This window comes from Chryseobacterium sp. POL2, from assembly GCF_011058315.1.
GTDB lineage: Bacteria > Bacteroidota > Bacteroidia > Flavobacteriales > Weeksellaceae > Soonwooa.
Genome location: NZ_CP049298.1, coordinates 2,102,163 through 2,121,715, shown reverse-complemented (window position 1 = coordinate 2,121,715; position 19,553 = coordinate 2,102,163). Strand labels below are relative to the sequence as shown.

The 19,553-nt window shown below is 35.1% G+C and carries 19 protein-coding genes; 10 read left to right on the top strand and 9 right to left on the bottom strand.

Annotated elements, in window-relative coordinates; translation table 11 throughout:
• Positions 1-220: 220 nt before the first annotated feature.
• Positions 221-1,411, top strand: a complete 1,191-nt coding sequence (locus tag G6R40_RS09905) for an endonuclease (RefSeq protein WP_165134738.1) — start codon at positions 221-223, stop codon at positions 1,409-1,411.
• Positions 1,412-1,489: 78 nt separating this feature from the next.
• Here G6R40_RS09905 and G6R40_RS09900 read toward each other — a convergent pair whose 3' ends face one another.
• From G6R40_RS09900 to G6R40_RS09875, 6 genes are all read right to left on the bottom strand, one after another.
• The gene (locus G6R40_RS09900) at positions 1,490-2,176 is read right to left on the bottom strand and encodes a response regulator transcription factor (protein WP_165134735.1); all 687 of its coding nucleotides are present in this window, start codon (positions 2,174-2,176) and stop codon (positions 1,490-1,492) included.
• A gap of 58 nt (positions 2,177-2,234) precedes the next feature.
• Entirely contained in the window at positions 2,235-3,773 is a 1,539-nt protein-coding gene (locus G6R40_RS09895) for a sensor histidine kinase (RefSeq protein ID WP_165134733.1), read from the bottom strand.
• 155 nt (positions 3,774-3,928) lie between these two features.
• Positions 3,929-4,273 carry a hypothetical protein gene (locus G6R40_RS09890; RefSeq protein ID WP_165134731.1) on the bottom strand — a complete coding sequence of 115 codons (345 nt, stop codon included), beginning with the start codon at positions 4,271-4,273 and terminating at the stop codon, positions 3,929-3,931.
• A 1-nt stretch (position 4,274) separates the two neighbouring features.
• Entirely contained in the window at positions 4,275-6,311 is a 2,037-nt protein-coding gene (locus G6R40_RS09885; protein ID WP_165134729.1) for a S9 family peptidase, read from the bottom strand.
• Between the two features lie 83 nt (positions 6,312-6,394).
• On the bottom strand, positions 6,395-7,135 hold the full coding sequence (locus tag G6R40_RS09880; RefSeq protein WP_165134727.1) for a uroporphyrinogen-III synthase: 741 nt from the start codon (positions 7,133-7,135) through the stop codon (positions 6,395-6,397).
• Between the two features lie 23 nt (positions 7,136-7,158).
• On the bottom strand, positions 7,159-7,800 hold the full coding sequence (locus tag G6R40_RS09875) for a DUF4271 domain-containing protein (protein WP_228455838.1): 642 nt from the start codon (positions 7,798-7,800) through the stop codon (positions 7,159-7,161).
• A 117-nt stretch (positions 7,801-7,917) separates the two neighbouring features.
• Between G6R40_RS09875 and G6R40_RS09870 the strand changes: the two genes are divergently transcribed.
• The 4 genes from G6R40_RS09870 to G6R40_RS09855 are packed head-to-tail and all read left to right on the top strand — an operon-like array spanning position 7,918 to position 11,256.
• Positions 7,918-8,634, top strand: coding sequence for a polyprenol monophosphomannose synthase (locus tag G6R40_RS09870; protein WP_165134725.1), 717 nt, complete (start codon positions 7,918-7,920; stop codon positions 8,632-8,634).
• Positions 8,635-8,638: 4 nt separating this feature from the next.
• Positions 8,639-9,001 (top strand): DUF4296 domain-containing protein, encoded by a 363-nt coding sequence (locus G6R40_RS09865; protein ID WP_165134723.1) that lies wholly within the window; start codon positions 8,639-8,641, stop codon positions 8,999-9,001.
• Between the two features lie 10 nt (positions 9,002-9,011).
• On the top strand, positions 9,012-10,145 hold the full coding sequence (gene tgt / locus G6R40_RS09860) for a tRNA guanosine(34) transglycosylase Tgt (protein WP_165134721.1): 1,134 nt from the start codon (positions 9,012-9,014) through the stop codon (positions 10,143-10,145).
• Positions 10,146-10,161: 16 nt separating this feature from the next.
• On the top strand, positions 10,162-11,256 hold the full coding sequence (locus tag G6R40_RS09855; protein ID WP_165134719.1) for an LptF/LptG family permease: 1,095 nt from the start codon (positions 10,162-10,164) through the stop codon (positions 11,254-11,256).
• A 2-nt stretch (positions 11,257-11,258) separates the two neighbouring features.
• On the opposite strand, the gene G6R40_RS09850 is transcribed toward G6R40_RS09855, so the two are convergent.
• Positions 11,259-11,972, bottom strand: a complete 714-nt coding sequence (locus tag G6R40_RS09850) for a biotin--[acetyl-CoA-carboxylase] ligase (protein WP_165134717.1) — start codon at positions 11,970-11,972, stop codon at positions 11,259-11,261.
• An 86-nt stretch (positions 11,973-12,058) separates the two neighbouring features.
• Between G6R40_RS09850 and rsfS the strand changes: the two genes are divergently transcribed.
• The 5 genes from rsfS (at position 12,059) to G6R40_RS09825 (ending at position 16,772) form a co-directional block, all read left to right on the top strand.
• Complete coding sequence (rsfS, locus tag G6R40_RS09845; RefSeq protein WP_165134714.1) at positions 12,059-12,436, top strand: ribosome silencing factor; 378 nt, start codon at positions 12,059-12,061, stop codon at positions 12,434-12,436.
• A 33-nt stretch (positions 12,437-12,469) separates the two neighbouring features.
• Complete coding sequence (gene ftsH / locus G6R40_RS09840; RefSeq protein WP_165134711.1) at positions 12,470-14,467, top strand: ATP-dependent zinc metalloprotease FtsH; 1,998 nt, start codon at positions 12,470-12,472, stop codon at positions 14,465-14,467.
• Positions 14,468-14,619: 152 nt separating this feature from the next.
• Complete coding sequence (locus tag G6R40_RS09835) at positions 14,620-15,201, top strand: LUD domain-containing protein (protein ID WP_165134708.1); 582 nt, start codon at positions 14,620-14,622, stop codon at positions 15,199-15,201.
• 17 nt (positions 15,202-15,218) lie between these two features.
• A complete protein-coding gene (locus tag G6R40_RS09830) occupies positions 15,219-16,097 on the top strand; it encodes a phosphatidate cytidylyltransferase (RefSeq protein WP_165134705.1) in 879 nt (292 codons plus the stop codon).
• A 21-nt stretch (positions 16,098-16,118) separates the two neighbouring features.
• Positions 16,119-16,772, top strand: coding sequence for a phosphatidylserine decarboxylase family protein (locus G6R40_RS09825; RefSeq protein WP_165134702.1), 654 nt, complete (start codon positions 16,119-16,121; stop codon positions 16,770-16,772).
• 85 nt (positions 16,773-16,857) lie between these two features.
• Here the strand turns inward: G6R40_RS09825 and htpG are convergent, their stop codons facing one another.
• Both htpG and G6R40_RS09815 read right to left on the bottom strand, forming a co-directional pair.
• Complete coding sequence (gene htpG / locus G6R40_RS09820) at positions 16,858-18,738, bottom strand: molecular chaperone HtpG (RefSeq protein ID WP_165134699.1); 1,881 nt, start codon at positions 18,736-18,738, stop codon at positions 16,858-16,860.
• Positions 18,739-18,751: 13 nt separating this feature from the next.
• Positions 18,752-19,360 carry a class I SAM-dependent methyltransferase gene (locus tag G6R40_RS09815; protein WP_165134696.1) on the bottom strand — a complete coding sequence of 203 codons (609 nt, stop codon included), beginning with the start codon at positions 19,358-19,360 and terminating at the stop codon, positions 18,752-18,754.
• Between the last annotated feature and the right edge of the window lie 193 nt (positions 19,361-19,553).

Sequence of the window (19,553 nt, the reverse complement as noted above, 5' to 3'; positions counted from 1 at the left end):
TTTTGATAATTTTAAAAGGGGCAACAAATTTAATCTTATTTTTGACAAATTTAACCATTTTAACTTTTAATTGTTAATAAATTCATAATCAATTGTTTCGAAGAGGTAGGGAAGCTTTTTCAAAACATGATAAATTCACCATTTTGTGTCGATATTAACGGAATATAATTTTTATATAAAAAATAATATCTATTTTTACCTCCCAAAATTTTTTGAAAAAATGAGAAAGTTTTTATTCGTTACAACTCTATTTTGTTTTGTTTTAAATTATGCGCAACAGAAACAAGTTAAAAGAGCAGCAATAGGATTCCTAAATGTGGAAAACCTTTGGGATACCATCCAATCTGCTGATTACATAAATGGAACATTAGCAGAATCCAATCCTGCATTCCATAGAAGTATACCAATTGATTCCATCAAACATCTTGAAACGACAGAAGTTTATAAAGGTGAATGGAGTGATGAGTTATTAAAAGGGAAAAAGGTTGTTCGTAACCAGATTTTGTCAGATGATTTCACACCGAAAAGTTCCAAAAATTGGGGAACTAAGTTTTACAAACAAAAATTAGCCAACGAAGCAAAAGTCATTTCTGAGCTTGGTCGTAAGTTTACCAATACCAACCCTGCCATTGTTGGACTTATTGAGGTGGAAAATAGACAAGTTATCGAAGATCTTATTAAAGAACCAGCTTTAGCTAAAGACAATTATCAAATTGTGCATTATAATTCTTACGATGCCAGAGGTATTGATGTTGCTATTATTTATCAGAAAAATAGATTTACATTAAGCAATTCTTATAAAAGAGAGATAAAAGCTTATAACGATAATGGAAGTCGTCAGTACACCCGTGATATAGTTGTAGCTATTGGTTATCTTGATGGTGAGCAAATCGCCGTTTTTATGAATCACTGGCCATCAAGAAGTGGTGGTGAAGCGGCTTCTCAGGCAAAAAGAAACGCAGCAGCACAAACCTTAAAAGCAGAAATGGATAAAGTTGCAGCAGAAAATCCAGGAATTAAATTGTTTGCGATGGGTGACTTTAATGATGATCCTGTTAGCCCAAGTTTGAAAAAACACTTAGGCGCTGTTGAAAATCCAAGCGATCTTTCAGAAAGCAAGCCTTATTATAACTTGATGTATAGACTTTACAAAGCAGGTGTAGCATCTTTGGCATATCGTGATGCTCCTAACTTGTTTGACCAGATTATTGTTTCAAGAAATGTTTATTCACCAGAGAAGTTTACAAAAACTTACTCAATTTTCAAAACAGAAGTTTATGCGCCTTCATACTTAATCACTACCGAAGGACAATGGAAAGGTTACCCTTTGAGATCTTGGGATGGCGATAGATTTACAGGCGGTTATAGTGACCACTTCCCCGCATTTGTTGTATTGCAAAAAGAACTTTAATAGTTTAGTATAAATGTCAAAAATATAAAAGCCCAATTATTTAATAGGGCTTTTATATTTTATATCTTTTTCAAAGATTTAGTTTTTAACTAGCAATCGGAAACCTTCACCATGCACGTTGATGATTTCTAAACCTTCATCATCTTTAAGAAGTTTTCTCAGTTTAGCGATATACACATCCATACTTCTGGCGGTGAAATAGTTTTCCTTTTTCCAAATTTTACGAAGTGCTAAATCTCTTGGCATAAAGTCGTTTCTGTGAAGACAAAGTAGTTTAAGAAGTTCGTTTTCTTTTGGAGAAAGTTTGTATTCTTTATCGCCTACACGCAATTGTCTTAACATAGAATCGAAGAAAATATCACTGATTTTGAACTGTTCCTGATCTTCGTTTTCCAAAACAGCACTGCGTTGCAGAATTGCTTTAATCTTGTATAAAAGAAGCTCCGTATCAAAAGGTTTTGTGATATAATCATCCGCCCCAATCTGATAACCTTTCAGGATATCTTCGCGCATATTACGTGCCGTTAAGAAAATAATTGGTGTGTTTTTATCTATTTTTTTGACATCTTCTGCTAATGAGAAACCATCTTTTTTAGGCATCATCACATCAAAGATGCAAATGTCGAATTCTTTTTCTGTGAATTCTTTTAGGCCCATCTCGCCGTCTGTGGCTAATGTAACTTCGAAGTTGTTGATGCTAAGATAATCTTTTAATACTGCACCAAAACTTTGATCGTCTTCTACTAATAATATTCTGTTGCTCATAGCTTTATTATTTAATGGTTATTGGAAAACTAATTCCTTTATTGTATTGTTTATTTCTTTAACCCATTGGCAGTTTTACGGTGAAAGTGCTGCCTTTATCTTTTTGCGAATCCACTAGGATTTGTCCTTTGTGGATTTCTATAATCTTTTTAACATAGGACAAACCAAGACCTTGTCCTTTTACGTTGTGGATATTTCCGGTTTCTTCGCGGAAGAATTTTTCAAAAATTCGAGCTTTATTTTCCGCATCCATTCCCATGCCTTTGTCGGAAATTTCGATAACATACCAGTTGCCTTCGTTTCTGGTTTTGATGTTGATTTTCGGAGTATCTGGCGAATATTTGTTCGCGTTGTCTAGGAGATTAATCAAAGCATTAGAAATATGGAATTCATCAATTTTAAAATTATATTGTTCGGCGGTAAAGTTGGTGCTCAAAATTCCGTTTCTCTCTTCAACAATTAGCCTAAAAGATTCTGTAATTTTTTTTATCAACTCACGCACATTGGTTTCTTTTAAAAACAATTGCATTTCGTTGCGTTCTAGTTTTGACATGTTTAGAACGTTTTCTACTTGCTTTTTCATTCTTAGATTTTCCTGCTTTATCAAGCCTGCATAGTATTTAACTTTGTCGGCATCCGTTGCTATTTTGTCGTTTGATAAAGAGTCTGTTGCCACAGAAATCGTTGCTAATGGGGTTTTGAACTCATGCGACATATTGTTGATGAAATCTGTTTTGATGTCTGCAATTTTTTTCTGACGCATCATATAATTAATGGAAATAATATAAATGCCCAAAATTGTTAATAACGAAACAAAAGTCCCCACCAACATCGGTAGATTATGTCTTACCAAAGAGTAATCTTTTCTTGGAAATACCAATGCCAAGGTGTACAACGTATGATCTTTGCTGTCTGTAAAAAGTGGATAAGTGTAATTGGTTTTGTCCTTTTGATCCAGATAGGTGTTGTTACTAAGGCTTGTTAACTTGTTGGTTTTGTCAATAATACCGAAACCAAATTTGGTGTCGATACCTTTTAATTTTAGTTCTTTTGTCAGGACAGAATCTATTGTTTTGTTATCAACTCGTTTTTCAATCGGAAGATTATTACCATTGAGTTTTGCAAATTCTTTTAATTGAAAAGTGCTGTTGTCCAGGTCTTTACTAATTTGTGAAGTCAGTGGTTCTGGCGTTTGTTTTTTAATTTTATAAAGTCCTTCGTCTTTGTACAACTTGGTGATATTAAGTGAGTCACCGTGTTTCGAAATCGGAATTTGCTGTTTTTCGATAATGCTTTTTTGGAACAATATAGAGGTTCTGTTAGCTGAGTCTTTGGTCTGTTGGATGTAGGTCTGCGTGGGTTGGTTGCTGCTTACAATCTCGCTTTTTAAATTGGCGAAATTCTGGTTGTAATATTTGTCAACCTCGATTTCTTGTACTTTTTGGGAAGAGGTTTCTAAAGCCGAATATACTTTGTTGGAAAAATCTTGCTCTAACGCACCATATAATTCTTTAATCCAATACAATTGTAAAGAGACGAAAACTATTAAAGAAATCGTCATAAATACAGAGATAATCGGAATGAATTTATTGTTCATTGAATTGTTTTTGAAAAGTTAAAATTAAACGATTCCATACAGACATAACAAATATTGTGCTAAAAAAATAAATTTTGTTTCTTAAATCTTATTTTTTTAACATTTTTTCGTGAATTGTAAATGTATCGAATTAGAATGAGTTGAAAAACTGTGACTTAGTCATTCAAAATTTCCTCATCTTGGAAATATTGTATGATTGCTTTTTTCATTAAAATGCTTTGCTCATTGGGTTTTAACTCTGGAAGATCATCCAAAATGTCATATTGTGGCCAACCATCTATGTAATGCGTGAACTTAAAATAACCAAAAGGTTCCAAAAGTCTGCAAACCGCGATATGGATAAGGTTAAGCTTGTCGTCTTTGGTGTACTTCTGTTGCCCACTGCCAAGTTCTTGCACGCCAATTAAAAAAAGCATGGTTTCTATAGGTGGATGTTTTTCGGTATCAAATTGGGTCTCGAAAAATGATTCTATTTTTTTCCAATATTCTGCTTCATTCATATTAGTTCATTTTATCAATTTTTAGTAGAAAAGCATATTCTAATGCAATTTCCTTTAAGCTTTCGAATCTTCCACTGGCGCCGCCATGACCAGACGACATATCGGTTTTGAAGATTAAAATATTGTTGTCGGTTTTCATGTCGCGTAGTTTGGCCGTCCATTTTGCAGGTTCCCAATATTGTACTTGCGAGTCGTGAAATCCTGTGGTGATAAGGCAATGCGGATAATCTTGTGCCGCAACATTATCATAAGGCGAATAAGACTTCATATACTGGTAATATTCTTCATCGTTTGGATTACCCCATTCGTCATATTCTCCCGTTGTTAAAGGAATGCTGTCGTCCAACATGGTGGTAACCACGTCAACAAAAGGTACTTGCGCCACAACACCGTGGAAAAGATCGCTTTGCATGTTAATCACAGCGCCAATCAAAAGTCCTCCAGCGCTTCCGCCCATGGCATATAGATGTTTTGGAGAAGTGTAATTAATATTGGTTAAATATTGTCCAGCATCGATAAAGTCGGTGAAGGTGTTCATCTTTTGGAGCATTTTTCCGTCTTCGTACCATTCGCGACCAAGATATTCGCCACCGCGGATATGGGCAATTGCATAGATGAAACCTCTGTCCAAAAGCGATAATCTTACATTCGAAAAACTAGCATCGATGGTTACGCCGTAACTTCCATAACCGTATAATAATAGAGGGGTTTTTTCGGATTTTTTGGTGTCTTTATGATATACTAGCGATATCGGAATTTTCTTGCCGTCGCGTGCGGTTGCCCAAAGTCGTTCAGAAATATAATTTTCAGAATTAAATGTTCCGCCCAAAACTTCTTGTTGCTTTAGTAAAGTCGAAGTTTGTGTTTCCATATTATATTCGAATGTGGAATTGGGCTTGGTCAAAGAGGTATAACCATATCTTAAAATTTTGGTATCAAACTCAAGGTTGATTCCGATGTAAGCCGTATATGTGGGATCCGAAAATTCTAAATAATGGGATGTGTTATTGCTATGATCGATGATTTTGATTTGTAAAAGACCTTGCTCCCTTTCCTCAATAACGAAAAAGTTTTTAAAAATTTCAAAACCCTCCAATAAAACTTCTTCACGATGCGGAATGTAATCTTCCCAATTTTCGATACTGGGTTTTGTAACTGAGGTTGTTACGATTTTAAAATTGGTAGCATCATCAGCATTGGTGATGATGTAAAACAAATCGCCATAATGCTCCACCGAGTATTCTAAATCCTCTGTTCTTGGTTGTACAATGGTCCATTCTGCGTGTACATTGTTTGCTGGGATAAAGCGTTGTTCGTCCTCGTTGGTGCTAGAGGTTGCTATGAAAATATAGTCTAAAGATTTGGTCTTGAACAGGCCAACATCAAAAGTGTCATCTTGTTCATGATAAACCAAAACATCATTGTTGTTGCCTAATTGATGACGGAAAACTTTATCAGCTCTTAGGCTTTCATCTTTGGTGATGTAAAAAACATGTTGGTTGTCGTTTGCCCAAACAATTTTCCCTGTATTGTTATCAATTTTATCACCAAAAGTTTTACCAGTTTCAAGATTTTTAAAATTAATCTCATAAATTCTGCGACCAACTTTATCAAAAGAATAAGCGAGGAGTTTGTTGTTTGGACTAACTGTTAAGCTTGCGATTTCAAAATATTCTAAACCTTCTGCAAGAAGATTAGCATCCAAAAGAATTTCTTCGGCATTGTCCAGGCTTTCTTTTTTTCTTGTGAAAATAGGATACTCTTTGCCTTCTTCGTATCGAACAATATACCAATAGTCGTTGAAAAAATATGGCAACGACTCATCATCTTTTTTGTAGCGCGCCTTCATCTCTTCGAATAATTCAGTTTGGAAGCTCTGCGTATCGTCCATTATGAAATCCGCATATTTGTTTTCGTCCTCCAAATATTGTATGACTTCGGGATTTTCACGCTGATTCATCCAGTAATAAACGTCATTACGTTGGTCTTGATGTTTTTCAATGTTATGATTAATTTTCTTTGCTATAGGTGCTTTCATAGAGAAAATAAAGTTCTAAATTAATAAAAAAACCACCTTCCAAAATAGGACAAGTGGTTATAGATTTCAAAATAAGTTTGTTGTTATTTATTCAAACTTCTAATATATTTTTCGATAGCCATCGTCATTGAAGGTGCTTCCTTCGTAGGGGCCATAACGTCTACTCTAAAGCCGTGCTCTTCCGCAGAAGCTTGTGTGGTTGTTCCAAAAACCGCGATCTTTTTGTCGCCTTGCTCGTAGTTGGGGAAATTTTGCTTCAAAGACTTTATACCTTGTGGGCTGAAAAACACCAACATATCGTAGTCGTTAATATCAATATCTGTCAAATCACTACACACAGTTCTGTACATAATAGCACGTGTCCATTCTACACCTGCGCTGTCCAATGTTCTTGGGATGTCGTCGTTAAGAACGTCTGAAGAAGGAAGAAGGTATTTTTCTGTACTGTGTTTTTTAAGTAATGGTAAAAGATCAGAGAATGTTTTCTCGCCAAAGCTGATTTTTCGTTTTCTATAGACAATGTGTTTTTGCATAAAATTAGCAATTGCCTCTGATTGGCAAATGTAACGCATGCTGTCTGGTACAGTGAAACGCATATCTTGTGCTAGACGAAAATAGTTGTCAATCGCATTTTTACTCGTGAAAATAACACCCGTATATTGAGAAAGGTCAATTTTTTGAGTTCGTAAATCTTTAGCATCAACGCCTTCAATGTGAATAAATGGACGAAAATCAATTTTTATTTTCTCTTTTTTCGCAATTTCCAAATAAGGGGATGATTCTTTTGGAGCTGGCTGCGAAACCAAAATAGACTTAATTTTCATGTGTTTTTGAAGTCTTTTAATAATTAGTTAAAAAGAAATTTCCAAAGCACAACTAGGGGTGCAATTTGGAGGGTGCAAATATACAAAATTTTATAATACCATTCGTTTGGCATTATTTGAGGTTTGTTAAACCAATACAAGAATAATTTTAAAATAAATAAAAATATTCCAGAAATAATTGTGATATAAAGAAATTTTAAGCCGTCAATTGGGAAATAAAAAAATGTAAAAGAGGTGATAATTAGGATTATTGTTCCCAAAAAATAGAACTTATTTGCTAACATATAAAGGTTAACTAACAACTTGTTGTAGCCCAAACTGGTGTAGAAAAAGTAAGTCAGAATACTTTTAGTAGTAAAAAACAAACATATACTTATTAGTGTAAGCCCGAATTTATTTAAAGTATAACCGCCAAGTTGTAAATCCGCGATAAATTGTGGAATAACAGGTAGAAACTGCGAAAGCGTCACACTTACCATTATCGAAAAAGCAACAGAAGTCATCAGCCAAGACAATACAATATTGCTGCTTTCATCTTGTTTCAAAAGCAAAAACTCCTTAATCGTAGCATCGCGATGCAGGAATATAAAACTGAAAATGAAGATAAAAACACAACCTAAAATGCAAAATATAACCCAGTCATGTTGTTCATACAATCTTACCACAGCAGATTTTTTGCAAAAATAAGGAAATAATCAAAGCCAAATACTGCTAATTGATTTTGGTCGCATAAGATTATTGTATGCGTCGAAAATACTATCTTTGCACATTGATTTTTTTTAATGAAGAAACTTGTCATCATCCCAACTTATAACGAGAAAGAAAATATAGCGCGCATCATTGCGGCAGTTATGGCTTTGGAAGGCGATTTTGAAGTTTTGGTTGTGGACGATTCTTCACCAGATGCAACGGCGGATATTGTTAAATCTTTACAAGTGCAATATCTTGATAGATTACATCTTAGTGTTAGAAAAGTTAAAGATGGCTTAGGCAAAGCCTACATACATGGTTTTCGATGGGCATTAGAAAATGGCTACGATTATATCTTTGAGATGGATGCCGATTTCTCACACAATCCAAAGGATTTGCCGCGTTTATATGAAGCTTGCCTCGAGGCCGATATGACGATAGGCTCGCGTTATAGCAAAGGTGTTAATGTGGTTAATTGGCCAATGTCACGCGTGTTGCTCTCTTATTTTGCGTCAAAATATGTCCGGTTTATTTTAGGGATTCCCGTGCATGATACCACAGCGGGATTTGTTTGTTTTTCAAGACGCGTTTTGGAAGGTATTGGTTTAGATAATGTGAAATTAAAAGGCTATGGCTTTCAGGTAGAAATGAAATTCCGTGCTTTCAAAAAAGGATTCAAAATCAAAGAAGTTCCCATTATTTTCACAGATCGTACCGAAGGCGAAAGCAAAATGAATGGTGGTATTATCAAAGAAGCCATTTTCGGGGTTTTGGATTTAAAATTAAAAAGCATTTTCAATAAGTTATAATCTTATGAAAAAATGGGCGTTTTTTTTATTGTTGACTTTGATGGCTTGTTCTAAATTAATAGATAAGCCAGAAGATCTTATTTCTAAAGACAATATGGCGGCTATCATGGCAGACTTTGCCGTTAATGACCAAAGCTATATGGTTAATCATAAAGATAATAAAGAAGGCGAAACCAAATTTATTCTACAAAAGTATAAAGTCTCAGCAAAGACTTTTAACAATAGTTATACATATTACACGGCGACAGGCGAGCTAGACAATATTATTGACCGTGCACAAAAAGTTTTACTTTCTAAAGATCCTAAATTAGAAGCTTATATTAAGAAAAAAGAACAGCCTGTAACGCAATCAGAAAAGACGAATTAGAAGAAATACAATGTCGAAGTTTTTTGAAATCGAAAAAACATCCCAAAGCAAAGCTAGAGCAGGTGTTTTACATACAGATCATGGTGATATTCAGACACCTATTTTCATGCCTGTTGGTACAGTGGCCAGTGTCAAAACGATACATCAACGCGAATTACGCGACGATATAAAAGCCCAAATTATTCTAGGAAATACATACCACTTGATGTTGCGTCCAGGTATGGAGGTTATGCAACAGGCGGGCGGTCTTCATAAATTCATGAACTGGGAACTTCCGATCTTGACAGATAGCGGCGGTTATCAGGTTTTTTCGCTTTCTAAAAGTAGAAAAATGAACGAAGAAGGTGTTAAATTCAAGTCGCATATCGATGGGAGTTATCATTTTATTTCTCCTGAAAAATCAATGGAAATTCAACGCCAAATAGGCGCAGATATTTTTATGGCTTTTGATGAATGTACGCCTTATCCTTGCGATTATAATCAAGCCAAATTATCCATGGAGCTGACGCATCGTTGGCTAAAACGTTGTGTGGATTATACCAAAGAAAACGAAGAATTGTACGGACACAAGCAACGTTTGTTTCCAATTGTTCAAGGATCTACTTATTCGGATTTAAGAAAAATTTCGGCTGAAGTTATTTCAGAAGCTGGAGCCGAAGGTAATGCTATTGGCGGACTTTCTGTTGGGGAACCAGAGGAAGAAATGTACCGTATTACTAACGAAGTTACCGACATACTACCAACCGATAAGCCTCGATATTTAATGGGGGTTGGTACCCCTTGGAATATTTTGGAAAGTATTGGTCTTGGTGTGGATATGATGGATTGTGTTATGCCAACCAGAAATGCACGTAATGCCATGTTGTTCACTTGGCAAGGTGTTATCAATATGAAAAATGAAAAATGGAAAAATGATTTTTCTGTTTTGGACGAATTCGGGACGAGTTTTGTAGATCAAGAATACAGCAAAGCTTACGTTCGACATTTGTTTGTAGCAAAAGAATATTTGGCAAAACAAATTGCATCAATTCATAACTTAGCATTTTATTTAGATTTAGTGAAAGTTGCGCGCGAACATATTATTGCTGGTGATTTTTACGAATGGAAAGATTCTGTCATTCCGCAATTAAAACAAAGACTTTAAAACTTCGGTTGGATTTATGAAGATTATTGACAAATATATCATCAAAAAATATTTGGGAACCCTTTTCTTTATGTTAGGGCTTTTGTCGATAATTGTCTTGGTGATTGATGTGCAAAGTAAAACGCCTCGTATTGAGAACAATGGTTTTACGGTGGGCTATTTTTTAGTCAATTTTTATCCATTTTGGATTCTTAACCTTGTCATCACTTTTATGTCCATTTTGGTCTTTATATCGGTGATTTTCTTCACATCGAGACTCGCTAATAATACCGAAATCGTTGCCATTGTTAGTAGTGGTGCTAGTTTTCATAGATTTGCAAAACCATATTTAATAGCGTCGCTTATTATTGCGGGATTTGCGCTGTTGACCAATCATTTTGTTCTGCCTTGGGCTAATATCAAAAAGAATAAACTCGAAGCCTATACTTATAATCAAGTTAATAAAGAAGCGCTTCTAGGTAATACGACGATTGCGACCAATCTTAATCCTTTCGAATATATTTTTATAAATAATTATAACCGAGAGCAAAAAAAAGGTTTTGGCTATATGTATCAAAAATTTGATAAAGACAAAAAGCTGACTTATCAGATTATTGCGAATGATGTTGTGTGGGAACCAAAATCAAAATCATTCTTGTTAACAAGTTATGTAGAACGTTGGCCTCAAAAAGATGACTCAGAAAAAATAGCGAACGGCGAGCAAAAGAAACAAAGTTTTGGCTTGCCTCCAGAAGAACTTTTTCCAGATAAATTGGTGGGACAAAATAAAATGACGCCAGAACTTATCAAGCTTATTGAACGCGAAAAGATAAAAGGAAATAGTAATGTGAACACTTTTTACAACGAGCTTCACCAGAGAACTTCGATGCCTATATCCATTGTTATTTTAACATTTTTAGCACTGTCACTTTCTTCTGAAAAAAAACGTGGCGGTTTGGGAATTAACTTGGCCATTGGTATTGCTTTGGCGTTTGTTTTCGTGTTTTCGTTCCAGGCTTTAAGCGTGGTTTCCGAGAACAAAACCATGTCACCACTTCTTGCGATGTGGCTGCCGAATATCGTGTTTGGACCAATTGCTATTTATTTGTACCTTAAAAGAGCCAATCAATAATTTTAGTAAAGCAATTCAACTTGCTTGTGGAAAACACGTTGTAAGCCGTCGTTTTCAAAATCTATCCAAAGATAACCTTCGTCATCGGCCTGCTTTATTATGCCATTTTGTCTTGTGTCGGATTTTACAAACACAGAAATTTCGTTCTTTCTAAATAAATTGTCATTGAACTGTTTCAAAATTTCATTTTTAGAAACACGTTTTAAAATTTCATTTTTAAAATAACTATGAAATTCTAGAACGAAGTTTTTTAGGTCAAAAGCTTGTCCAGTCGTTGTTAGGATAGATCCAGCCTTTGGTAGGTCGGCGTAATTTTCTTGTAAAATATTAATACCGATGCCAATAATGTAGTAGGTTTCGTTATTTATTTTTTTCTTCTCGAGAAGAATGCCGCATATTTTTTTTTGATTAATAATAAGATCGTTCGGCCATTTTATTTTGACATCATTTTGGGTCATTTTGGCTATAAAACTACTTGTTATTAACGCGGTATGATAATTGAAGCTCACATCGTCAAGATTGATAATCCCAGCTTTTATAGCGATGGTGTAGGCGAGATTTTGGTCGGCGTGTATGTTCCATACATTTCCGTATTGGCCTCGACCTTTAGTTTGATTAAAACTGTACAGAGCCAAGATTTCGGGTTTGGTATTTAGAAGTTCCAAAATCACTTCATTGGTTGAGGTAACTTCAGATTTGTATATTAAATCGGTCATTTAAGAAAACTTTAAGACATCCTAAGCTCATAAGACAAAGCTTAAATAGATTAAAATCAATAAATTTGCAGATATATAATTTTTGAATGAGTAAAAATACAGAAAAACAACTATTAGTAGAGAAAATAATAGAAGCAATCCAAGATACAAAAGGCGAAGACGTTTTAGTGTTCGACCTTTCCAATATTGAAAATGCTGTTGCAGAGACGTTCATCATTTGCAGTGGAAGTTCAAACACGCAAGTTTCTTCTATTGCAGGTAATGTTGAAAAAAAAGTCAGAAACGAATTGAAAGATCGTCCTTGGCACGTAGAAGGTAGCGAAAACAATATGTGGGTGTTATTAGATTATGTTTCTGTGGTTGTCCACGTTTTCCAAAAAGAAGTTAGAGAATACTACGATATCGAAACACTTTGGGGTGATGCAAAAGTTACAAGAATAGAAGATGCACAGCCCAACTTCTAAGATATTATTTCCAAATTTTTCAAATTAAATTAAATGAATAACAATAAAGGTTTTAATTGGTTTATTCCCATTATAATTTTGGTGATGGTGCTATTTTTGGTACCTGGTCTTTTCGGAGATTCTAATGCTAAAAATATTGATGAGAATGACTTCTACAAGCTTGTCCAGTCTGGTAAAGTTGGAGAAGTTATGGTGTTTAGAGATTCTTATAAAGCTGAGGTTTTTTTGAATAAAGCCGCAAAATCAGAATTGAAAACCACTGCAAAAAAAGATGAAAATCCATTGTCAATGTTGGACATGAAACCCGGTCCAGACTATTCTTTGACCTATGGAGATCTTAGATATTTTCAAGAAAGATTTAACCAAATCAATGCTGAGGCTCCGTCCGATAAAAAAGCAAAAATGGAATTTGGGACGAGCAAAAGTCCTTTCTCAGATTTATTGGTAACAGCTTTATTCTGGATAGCAATTATGGCGCTTTTCTATTTTTTCTTATTCAGAAGAATGGGCGGCGGTGGCGGTCCAGGAGGACAAATTTTTAGCATTGGAAAATCAAAAGCCAAAGTTTTTGATGATAAAGATAAAATCAATGTGACTTTTAAAGATGTTGCTGGATTAGAAGGTGCCAAAGAAGAAGTACAGGAGGTTGTGGATTTCCTTAAAAATTCTGAAAAATATACCAAACTGGGCGGAAAAATCCCGAAAGGTGTATTGCTTGTTGGTCCTCCAGGAACTGGTAAAACTCTATTGGCAAAAGCCGTTGCAGGTGAAGCCAAAGTGCCTTTCTTTTCGTTGTCTGGTTCGGATTTCGTTGAGATGTTTGTAGGTGTTGGTGCTTCTAGAGTGAGAGATTTGTTTGCTCAGGCTAAAGCAAAATCACCCGCAATTATCTTCATCGATGAGATTGATGCTATTGGCCGCGCAAGAGGAAAAAATAATTTCTCTGGTGGTAATGATGAAAGAGAAAATACACTTAATCAGCTCTTGACAGAAATGGATGGTTTTGGCACAGATACCAATGTTATCGTAATGGCAGCAACCAACCGCGCAGATATTTTGGATAAAGCCTTGATGAGAGCGGGACGTTTTGACAGATCGATTTATGTTGACCTTCCAGAACTTCATGAAAGACGTCAAATTTTTGATGTTCATTTGGCTAAAATCAAATTAGATCCGAGTGTTGACCGAGATTTCCTAGCAAAACAAACGCCAGGATTTAGTGGTGCAGATATCGCCAATGTTTGTAACGAAGCCGCGCTTATTGCAGCAAGAAATAACCACGAAACGGTAACCAAGCAAGATTTCTTGGACGCAGTTGATAGAATTATCGGCGGTCTTGAGAAGAAAAATATGGCCATCAAACCATCTGAGAAAAAAAGAGTGGCTTACCACGAAGCAGGACATGCAACGATTTCTTGGTTGGTGGAACACGCTTCGCCATTATTAAAAGTAACGATTGTCCCGAGAGGACGTTCTTTGGGGGCAGCCTGGTATCTTCCAGAAGAAAGACAGTTGACAACAACCGAACAGATGTTGGATGAGATGTGTGCAACTTTGGGTGGCCGTGCAGCAGAACAGGTTATTTTTAATAACATTTCTACAGGTGCGTTATCTGATCTTGAAAAAGTTACAAAACGTGCACAAGCGATGGTTACAATCTATGGTTTGAGCGAAAAATTAGGAAATATTTCTTATTACGACAGCTCTGGTCAACAAGAGTATAACTTTGGAAAACCATATTCTGAGCAAACTGCGAAAGTAGTTGACGAAGAGATTTCTACTTTGATAGAAACACAATATCAACGAGCTATCGACATTTTGATTACCAATAGAGATAAGCTAGAGGCTCTAGCGCAAAAACTATTGGAAAAAGAAGTTATTTTCCGGGAAGATCTTGAAGATATTTTTGGGAAAAGAGCTTGGGATCCCGAATTAACCGAGAAGCCTGTTAGCAATGCAGAAGAACTGCCAGCAACACAGGTTGAAGAAGAAGTTAATACAACCAACGAAACTCCAGAAGTGCAACATTAATTTCTGAGTTTTTAAAATAATTGAATGAATTAATCCTGATTAAATATGCAGTTTGTGTTTTAATCAGGATTTTTCATATTTTTTAGTATGTAAAATTTTAAATATTACATTAATTTTTTACATTTGTATTTGTATCAAAATTTTGATAAAAATTGAGTCTTTTTAAGAGAATTGTAAATAAAATACTTAATCAGCCCGAAGAGGACGAAAACTCTAATATTACGAAGTTGGCTGATGAATTGCGCGATGCGGATTTGGACTACAAATTTGCCCAGTTGTTCACGCATTCTGGTGGGTATTTTAATTATTGTGCGGACGAGAGCGAAGCACTACAAACTTTAAATCAGATTCTTAAAATCGAAGGTATTAATTCAGTTTTTTGTTGTGACGAACAACTCCAGAAGTTTTTAGATGTTGTGAAAACGACATACACACCACAACTGATAGAATCCAACGATGCCGCTTTTATCACTTGCGAATATCTTATCGCTTTCGATGGTAGAATAATGCTATCTCACAATAATATCCAGCATTATCACTCGTCACGCTTGCCTGAGAAAATTATTATTATTGCGAATGTTTCCCAGATTGTTAATAATCTAGGGGAAGCTATGATGAAGGTGAAACGTGCCGGAAATCTTAAAAATCTTACGTCAATTAGCGGAAGTAGTTCCAAATTGGATACGCCTAATAAAGACAATACCAAACTTTTCTTACTTTTGCTGGAAGATTAATTTTATAAATTCAAATTTTGGATAAAAATCTCATTCAGCGTTTAATTTCTGGAGCTATCTACGGCTTAGTAATTATTTTGTGCACAACACCTTTGGGCGAATCTTGGTTAAAACCTATTATTCCACAAGTTCAGCAACAATATTTGTTTTATGGCTTGATGTCTTTCTTTTTATTAGTCGGCGTTTGGGAATGTATACGTATTATGAAATTCGAGAATGGAATTTTCAAATGGTTGGTATTGCCTTTGGTGGTTTTTATTTATTATCAATTTTCAAAACGTTTTTTCTACCACGGTTTTTTCTTTAATTTTAATTTATCAGAGATTTTAGCATTGAGTTTAATTCTCATTGCGTGCATTACGCTGTTCAAATTCCCAAAAGAACTTTATCAAGAAAATGGAAAATTTATTTTCACTGTAATTTATACGGCTTTACCGTTTGGTTTTGCATTAGGATTACCGAGTTTTAGCAGCTTAGATCCCGAGAATAAGCCTTTCACTTTAGAAATTATGATGCTTTTTATTTTAATATGGAGCAGCGATAGTTTCGCTTATTTCACAGGGAAGTTTTTTGGAAAACATAAAATGGCACCCAAAATTAGTCCCAAAAAAACATGGGAAGGCTTTGCTGGTGGCGTATTTTTTACTTTGATTCTTGGTTTTTTCGTTGAGAAATATTTTCCAGAGCTAAGAGGCAATTGGATTATTGTAGGCTTTTTGGTGTCTGTATTTGCACCTTTAGGCGATTTGGTGGAAAGCCAGCTTAAGCGAAGTTTTGGGGTTAAAGATAGCGGCAATATAATTCCAGGGCACGGCGGTGTACTAGACAGATTAGACAGTTTTATTATTTGCGCGCCTGTTGTATATTTGTATTTTATTTTAGAAAAATTTATTTAAGAACTTTTAGTTCCAAATACTATGAAACTTCACAAAGAATCTAAAGGCACTTTAACGGTAGCTTTGCTTGCAATCCTTATTATAGGAGGTATTTCTATTTACTTTTTAAAAATCTGGTCGTTGATCATCATCATTCCGTTGTTGGTTATTTTGGGCTTGGTATTTTGGTTTTTCCGCGTACCAAACAGAAATATTCTGGATCATGTCGAAAATGTGATAGCCCCAGTTGACGGGAAAGTGGTTATGATAAAAGAAGTTTTTGAAGACGAAGTTCTTAGAGAAAAGTGTATTCAAGTTTCGATATTTATGTCGCCACTTAACGTTCATATTTGTCGTTATCCAGTTTCTGGTGATGTCACTTACAAAAAGTATCATCCAGGAAAATATTTGGTAGCTTGGCATGAAAAATCTTCCACAGAGAACGAAAGAACGACCGTTGCAGTTAAGTCAGAAACCAATCATCTTGTGGTATTCCGCCAGATTGCAGGTTATGTTGCTAGAAGAATCGTTTTCTATTGTAATATCGAAGATAAAGCCAAAGCGGGACATGAGTTTGGTTTCATAAAATTCGGATCCAGAATGGATGTATTCTTGCCACTCGATACCGAGATTCTTTGTAAAATTGGCGACAAAACCAAAGGCGGTCTTGACGTTATTGCAAGATTGAGAGATTGATTATTTAAAATATTATATTTAAAAAATAATATAAAACACCACTTTGAAAATCCAAAGTGGTGTTTTGTTGATATGAAGTGAAAATTTATTTTAACTGCTCAAAACTTCGTTTGATAAAATCAGTAAGGTCTTTACCTTTTAAGAGGTTTTGAGAGAGTTTTGCTAGGTCTAAGGCTTGCTGAATTTTCGCTGTTTTAGCGTCAGAGTTTTCTGTTTTTAAAATGTCAGAAGCAAGATGGCTATTGGCATTAACCACGAGATTGTACATCTCTGGAAAGTTTCCAAACATCGATGGTCCACCCATTTGTTGCATATCTTTCATACGGCGCATAAATTCTGGCTGCGTTATGCTAAACGGCGCATCTTCGCTATCCAAATCTTCTAATTGCACTGTGTAAGTTTGCGAATTAACAGCTTCTTCAATAGATTTCTTGAGATTTTCTTTTTCGCCATCATTTAATTTTGAAATAATCGGCTCGTCTTTTTCGATTAATTTATTAATATGATCCGCATCCACTCTTGCCAACGAAATATTCTCTTTTGTGCTTTCTATTTTTTGAATTAAATGCGGAACCAATGGAGAGTCTAATAACAAAACTTCATAATCTTTGGCTTTTGCGGTTTGAATGTATGAGTCTTGCAAATCTGTATTGGAAGCATAAAGAATAACCCTTTTTCCGTTTTTGTCGGTTTGTTTATCCTTGATATTTTCGATGAGTTCGTCCCAAAGTAGATACTTGCCATCCGTTGTTGGATATAGCATAAACTTATCCGATTTTTCATAAAACTTATCTTCTGTAACCATTCCGTATTCGATAACAACTTTGATGTCGTTCCATTTTTGTTCGTAATCTTCACGATTATCACGGATAAGTTCCACCATCTTGTCCCCAACTTTTTTGGTGATGTAAGAAGAAATTTTCTTCACCGCGCCATCAGCTTGAAGATACGAACGAGAAACATTTAACGGAATATCTGGAGAATCAATGACGCCTCTCAATAACATCAAGAAATCGGGAACAATACCTTTAACTTCATCGGTTACGAAAACTTGATTTTGGTATAACTGAATTTTATCTTTTTCGATATTAAGATTGTTCGACAGTTTTGGGAAGAACAATATGCCCGTCAAATTGAAAGGATAATCTACATTCAAATGAATATTGAACAATGGTTCTTCGAATTGCATTGGATACAACTCGCTGTAGAACTTTTTATAATCTTCATCCGTTAAAGAAGATGGACTTTTGGTCCATGCTGGATTGGGATTGTTAATGATGTCGTCAACTTCAACAGTTTCTGGTTTAGCATCTTCAGCAGCATCTTCAGGCAAAGCTAAAGTTTCAGTTTTTGTACCGAACTTAATTGGAATTTGGTTGAAACGATTGTATTTTAAAAGCAACTCACGGATTTTGAAATCATCCAAAAACTCTGTTGAATCTTCAGCAATATGAAGAATAATTTCTGTTCCGCGGTCTGTTTTGTCGGTTTGTTCTAATGTAAATTCTGGGCTTCCGTCACAAGTCCAATGTACGGCAGGCTCGTCTTTGAAAGATTTGGTGAAAATTTCTACTTTATCAGCAACCATAAAAGCAGAATAAAAACCGAGTCCAAAATGTCCAATAATTCCAGCGTCTTTCGCAGCGTCTTTATATTTTTCTAAGAATTCTTCTGCACCAGAAAAAGCTACTTGGTTGATGTATTTTTCCACTTCCTCAGCTGTCATCCCAAGACCTTGATCTTTTATGCTAATAGTTTTTGCATCCTTATCAATTTTAACTTCAATCTTTGGATTACCATATTCTACTTTGGCTTCACCAATGTTAATAAGATGCTTTAGTTTGGTTGTAGCGTCGGTTGCGTTAGAAATAAGTTCTCGTAGAAATATTTCGTGATCGCTATAAAGAAATTTTTTAATAAGTGGGAAAATGTTTTCCACAGATACATTAATCTTTCCTGTTGACATAATTGTGTTTATTTTATGAGTTAATTTTTTTGAAGTTGCAAAACAAAAAATTTTGAGTTGAGTCAAACGGTGTGGTATGGTCTTCTGTAAAACATTCGACTTTTTCGAAATCGTTTTTCAAAAGATGTTGCATACTATTTTCGCTATATTGTGTGATGTCTAGCCCGCTACATTTTAATGGACCATTGGTAGAAAAAGTTCCAATAATTAGATTGCCTTTGAGATTGTTCTTTAGCAAATTAATATAAGTCTGTATATCTTTTTCTGTTGTTAAAAAATGAAAAGTTGCTCGGTCGTGCCAGATGTCATAAGTTTCTGTTGGCTGAAATTGTTTGATGTCTGAAACTATCCATTTTATTTTTGAAGCATCTTTTCCCAAATTTTTTTTAGCATTTTCGATGGCCGTTTTGGAAATGTTAAGGACAGTAATGTCTTGATATCCTAATTCTAAAAGTCTTTTCACAAAATTTCCATCGCCGCCACCGACATCAATTATTTTTGAATTCTTATCAGCATTAATCGACTGGAGGAGTTGTAGTGAACTTGTATATTCATCTTGTGTCCAACTCATTTGATCTGGTGTTTTGTTTTCATAGATCTTCTCCCAATGTTGTTGACTCATATCTTTTGTTTGGGTTTAAAAACTCAAAAAAAATACCATCGAAGATAAAGTGACAATTTGTCTTTTGAATGCTAAGAATCTCTAAAATGGGTGCGCCCCGACGTAGGCGGAACTCCTTTTGCGAGAGGCTATGCCTAGCAAAAGAGTGGGAGACGAAGGCGGAAATGGCGCCCTAGAAAAAAGGACTCTAAAA

What these genes read in the sequence shown, in the direction of transcription:
- G6R40_RS09905 (WP_165134738.1), top strand. Translation starts at nt 221, where the DNA reads ATGAGAAAGTTTTTATTCGTTACAACTCTATTTTGTTTTGTTTTAAAT.
- G6R40_RS09900 (WP_165134735.1), bottom strand. Translation starts at nt 2,176, where the DNA reads ATGAGCAACAGAATATTATTAGTAGAAGACGATCAAAGTTTTGGTGCA.
- G6R40_RS09895 (WP_165134733.1), bottom strand. Translation starts at nt 3,773, where the DNA reads ATGAACAATAAATTCATTCCGATTATCTCTGTATTTATGACGATTTCT.
- G6R40_RS09890 (WP_165134731.1), bottom strand. Translation starts at nt 4,273, where the DNA reads ATGAATGAAGCAGAATATTGGAAAAAAATAGAATCATTTTTCGAGACC.
- G6R40_RS09885 (WP_165134729.1), bottom strand. Translation starts at nt 6,311, where the DNA reads ATGAAAGCACCTATAGCAAAGAAAATTAATCATAACATTGAAAAACAT.
- G6R40_RS09880 (WP_165134727.1), bottom strand. Translation starts at nt 7,135, where the DNA reads ATGAAAATTAAGTCTATTTTGGTTTCGCAGCCAGCTCCAAAAGAATCA.
- G6R40_RS09870 (WP_165134725.1), top strand. Translation starts at nt 7,918, where the DNA reads ATGAAGAAACTTGTCATCATCCCAACTTATAACGAGAAAGAAAATATA.
- G6R40_RS09865 (WP_165134723.1), top strand. Translation starts at nt 8,639, where the DNA reads ATGAAAAAATGGGCGTTTTTTTTATTGTTGACTTTGATGGCTTGTTCT.
- tgt (WP_165134721.1), top strand. Translation starts at nt 9,012, where the DNA reads ATGTCGAAGTTTTTTGAAATCGAAAAAACATCCCAAAGCAAAGCTAGA.
- G6R40_RS09855 (WP_165134719.1), top strand. Translation starts at nt 10,162, where the DNA reads ATGAAGATTATTGACAAATATATCATCAAAAAATATTTGGGAACCCTT.
- G6R40_RS09850 (WP_165134717.1), bottom strand. Translation starts at nt 11,972, where the DNA reads ATGACCGATTTAATATACAAATCTGAAGTTACCTCAACCAATGAAGTG.
- rsfS (WP_165134714.1), top strand. Translation starts at nt 12,059, where the DNA reads ATGAGTAAAAATACAGAAAAACAACTATTAGTAGAGAAAATAATAGAA.
- ftsH (WP_165134711.1), top strand. Translation starts at nt 12,470, where the DNA reads ATGAATAACAATAAAGGTTTTAATTGGTTTATTCCCATTATAATTTTG.
- G6R40_RS09825 (WP_165134702.1), top strand. Translation starts at nt 16,119, where the DNA reads ATGAAACTTCACAAAGAATCTAAAGGCACTTTAACGGTAGCTTTGCTT.
- htpG (WP_165134699.1), bottom strand. Translation starts at nt 18,738, where the DNA reads ATGTCAACAGGAAAGATTAATGTATCTGTGGAAAACATTTTCCCACTT.
- G6R40_RS09815 (WP_165134696.1), bottom strand. Translation starts at nt 19,360, where the DNA reads ATGAGTCAACAACATTGGGAGAAGATCTATGAAAACAAAACACCAGAT.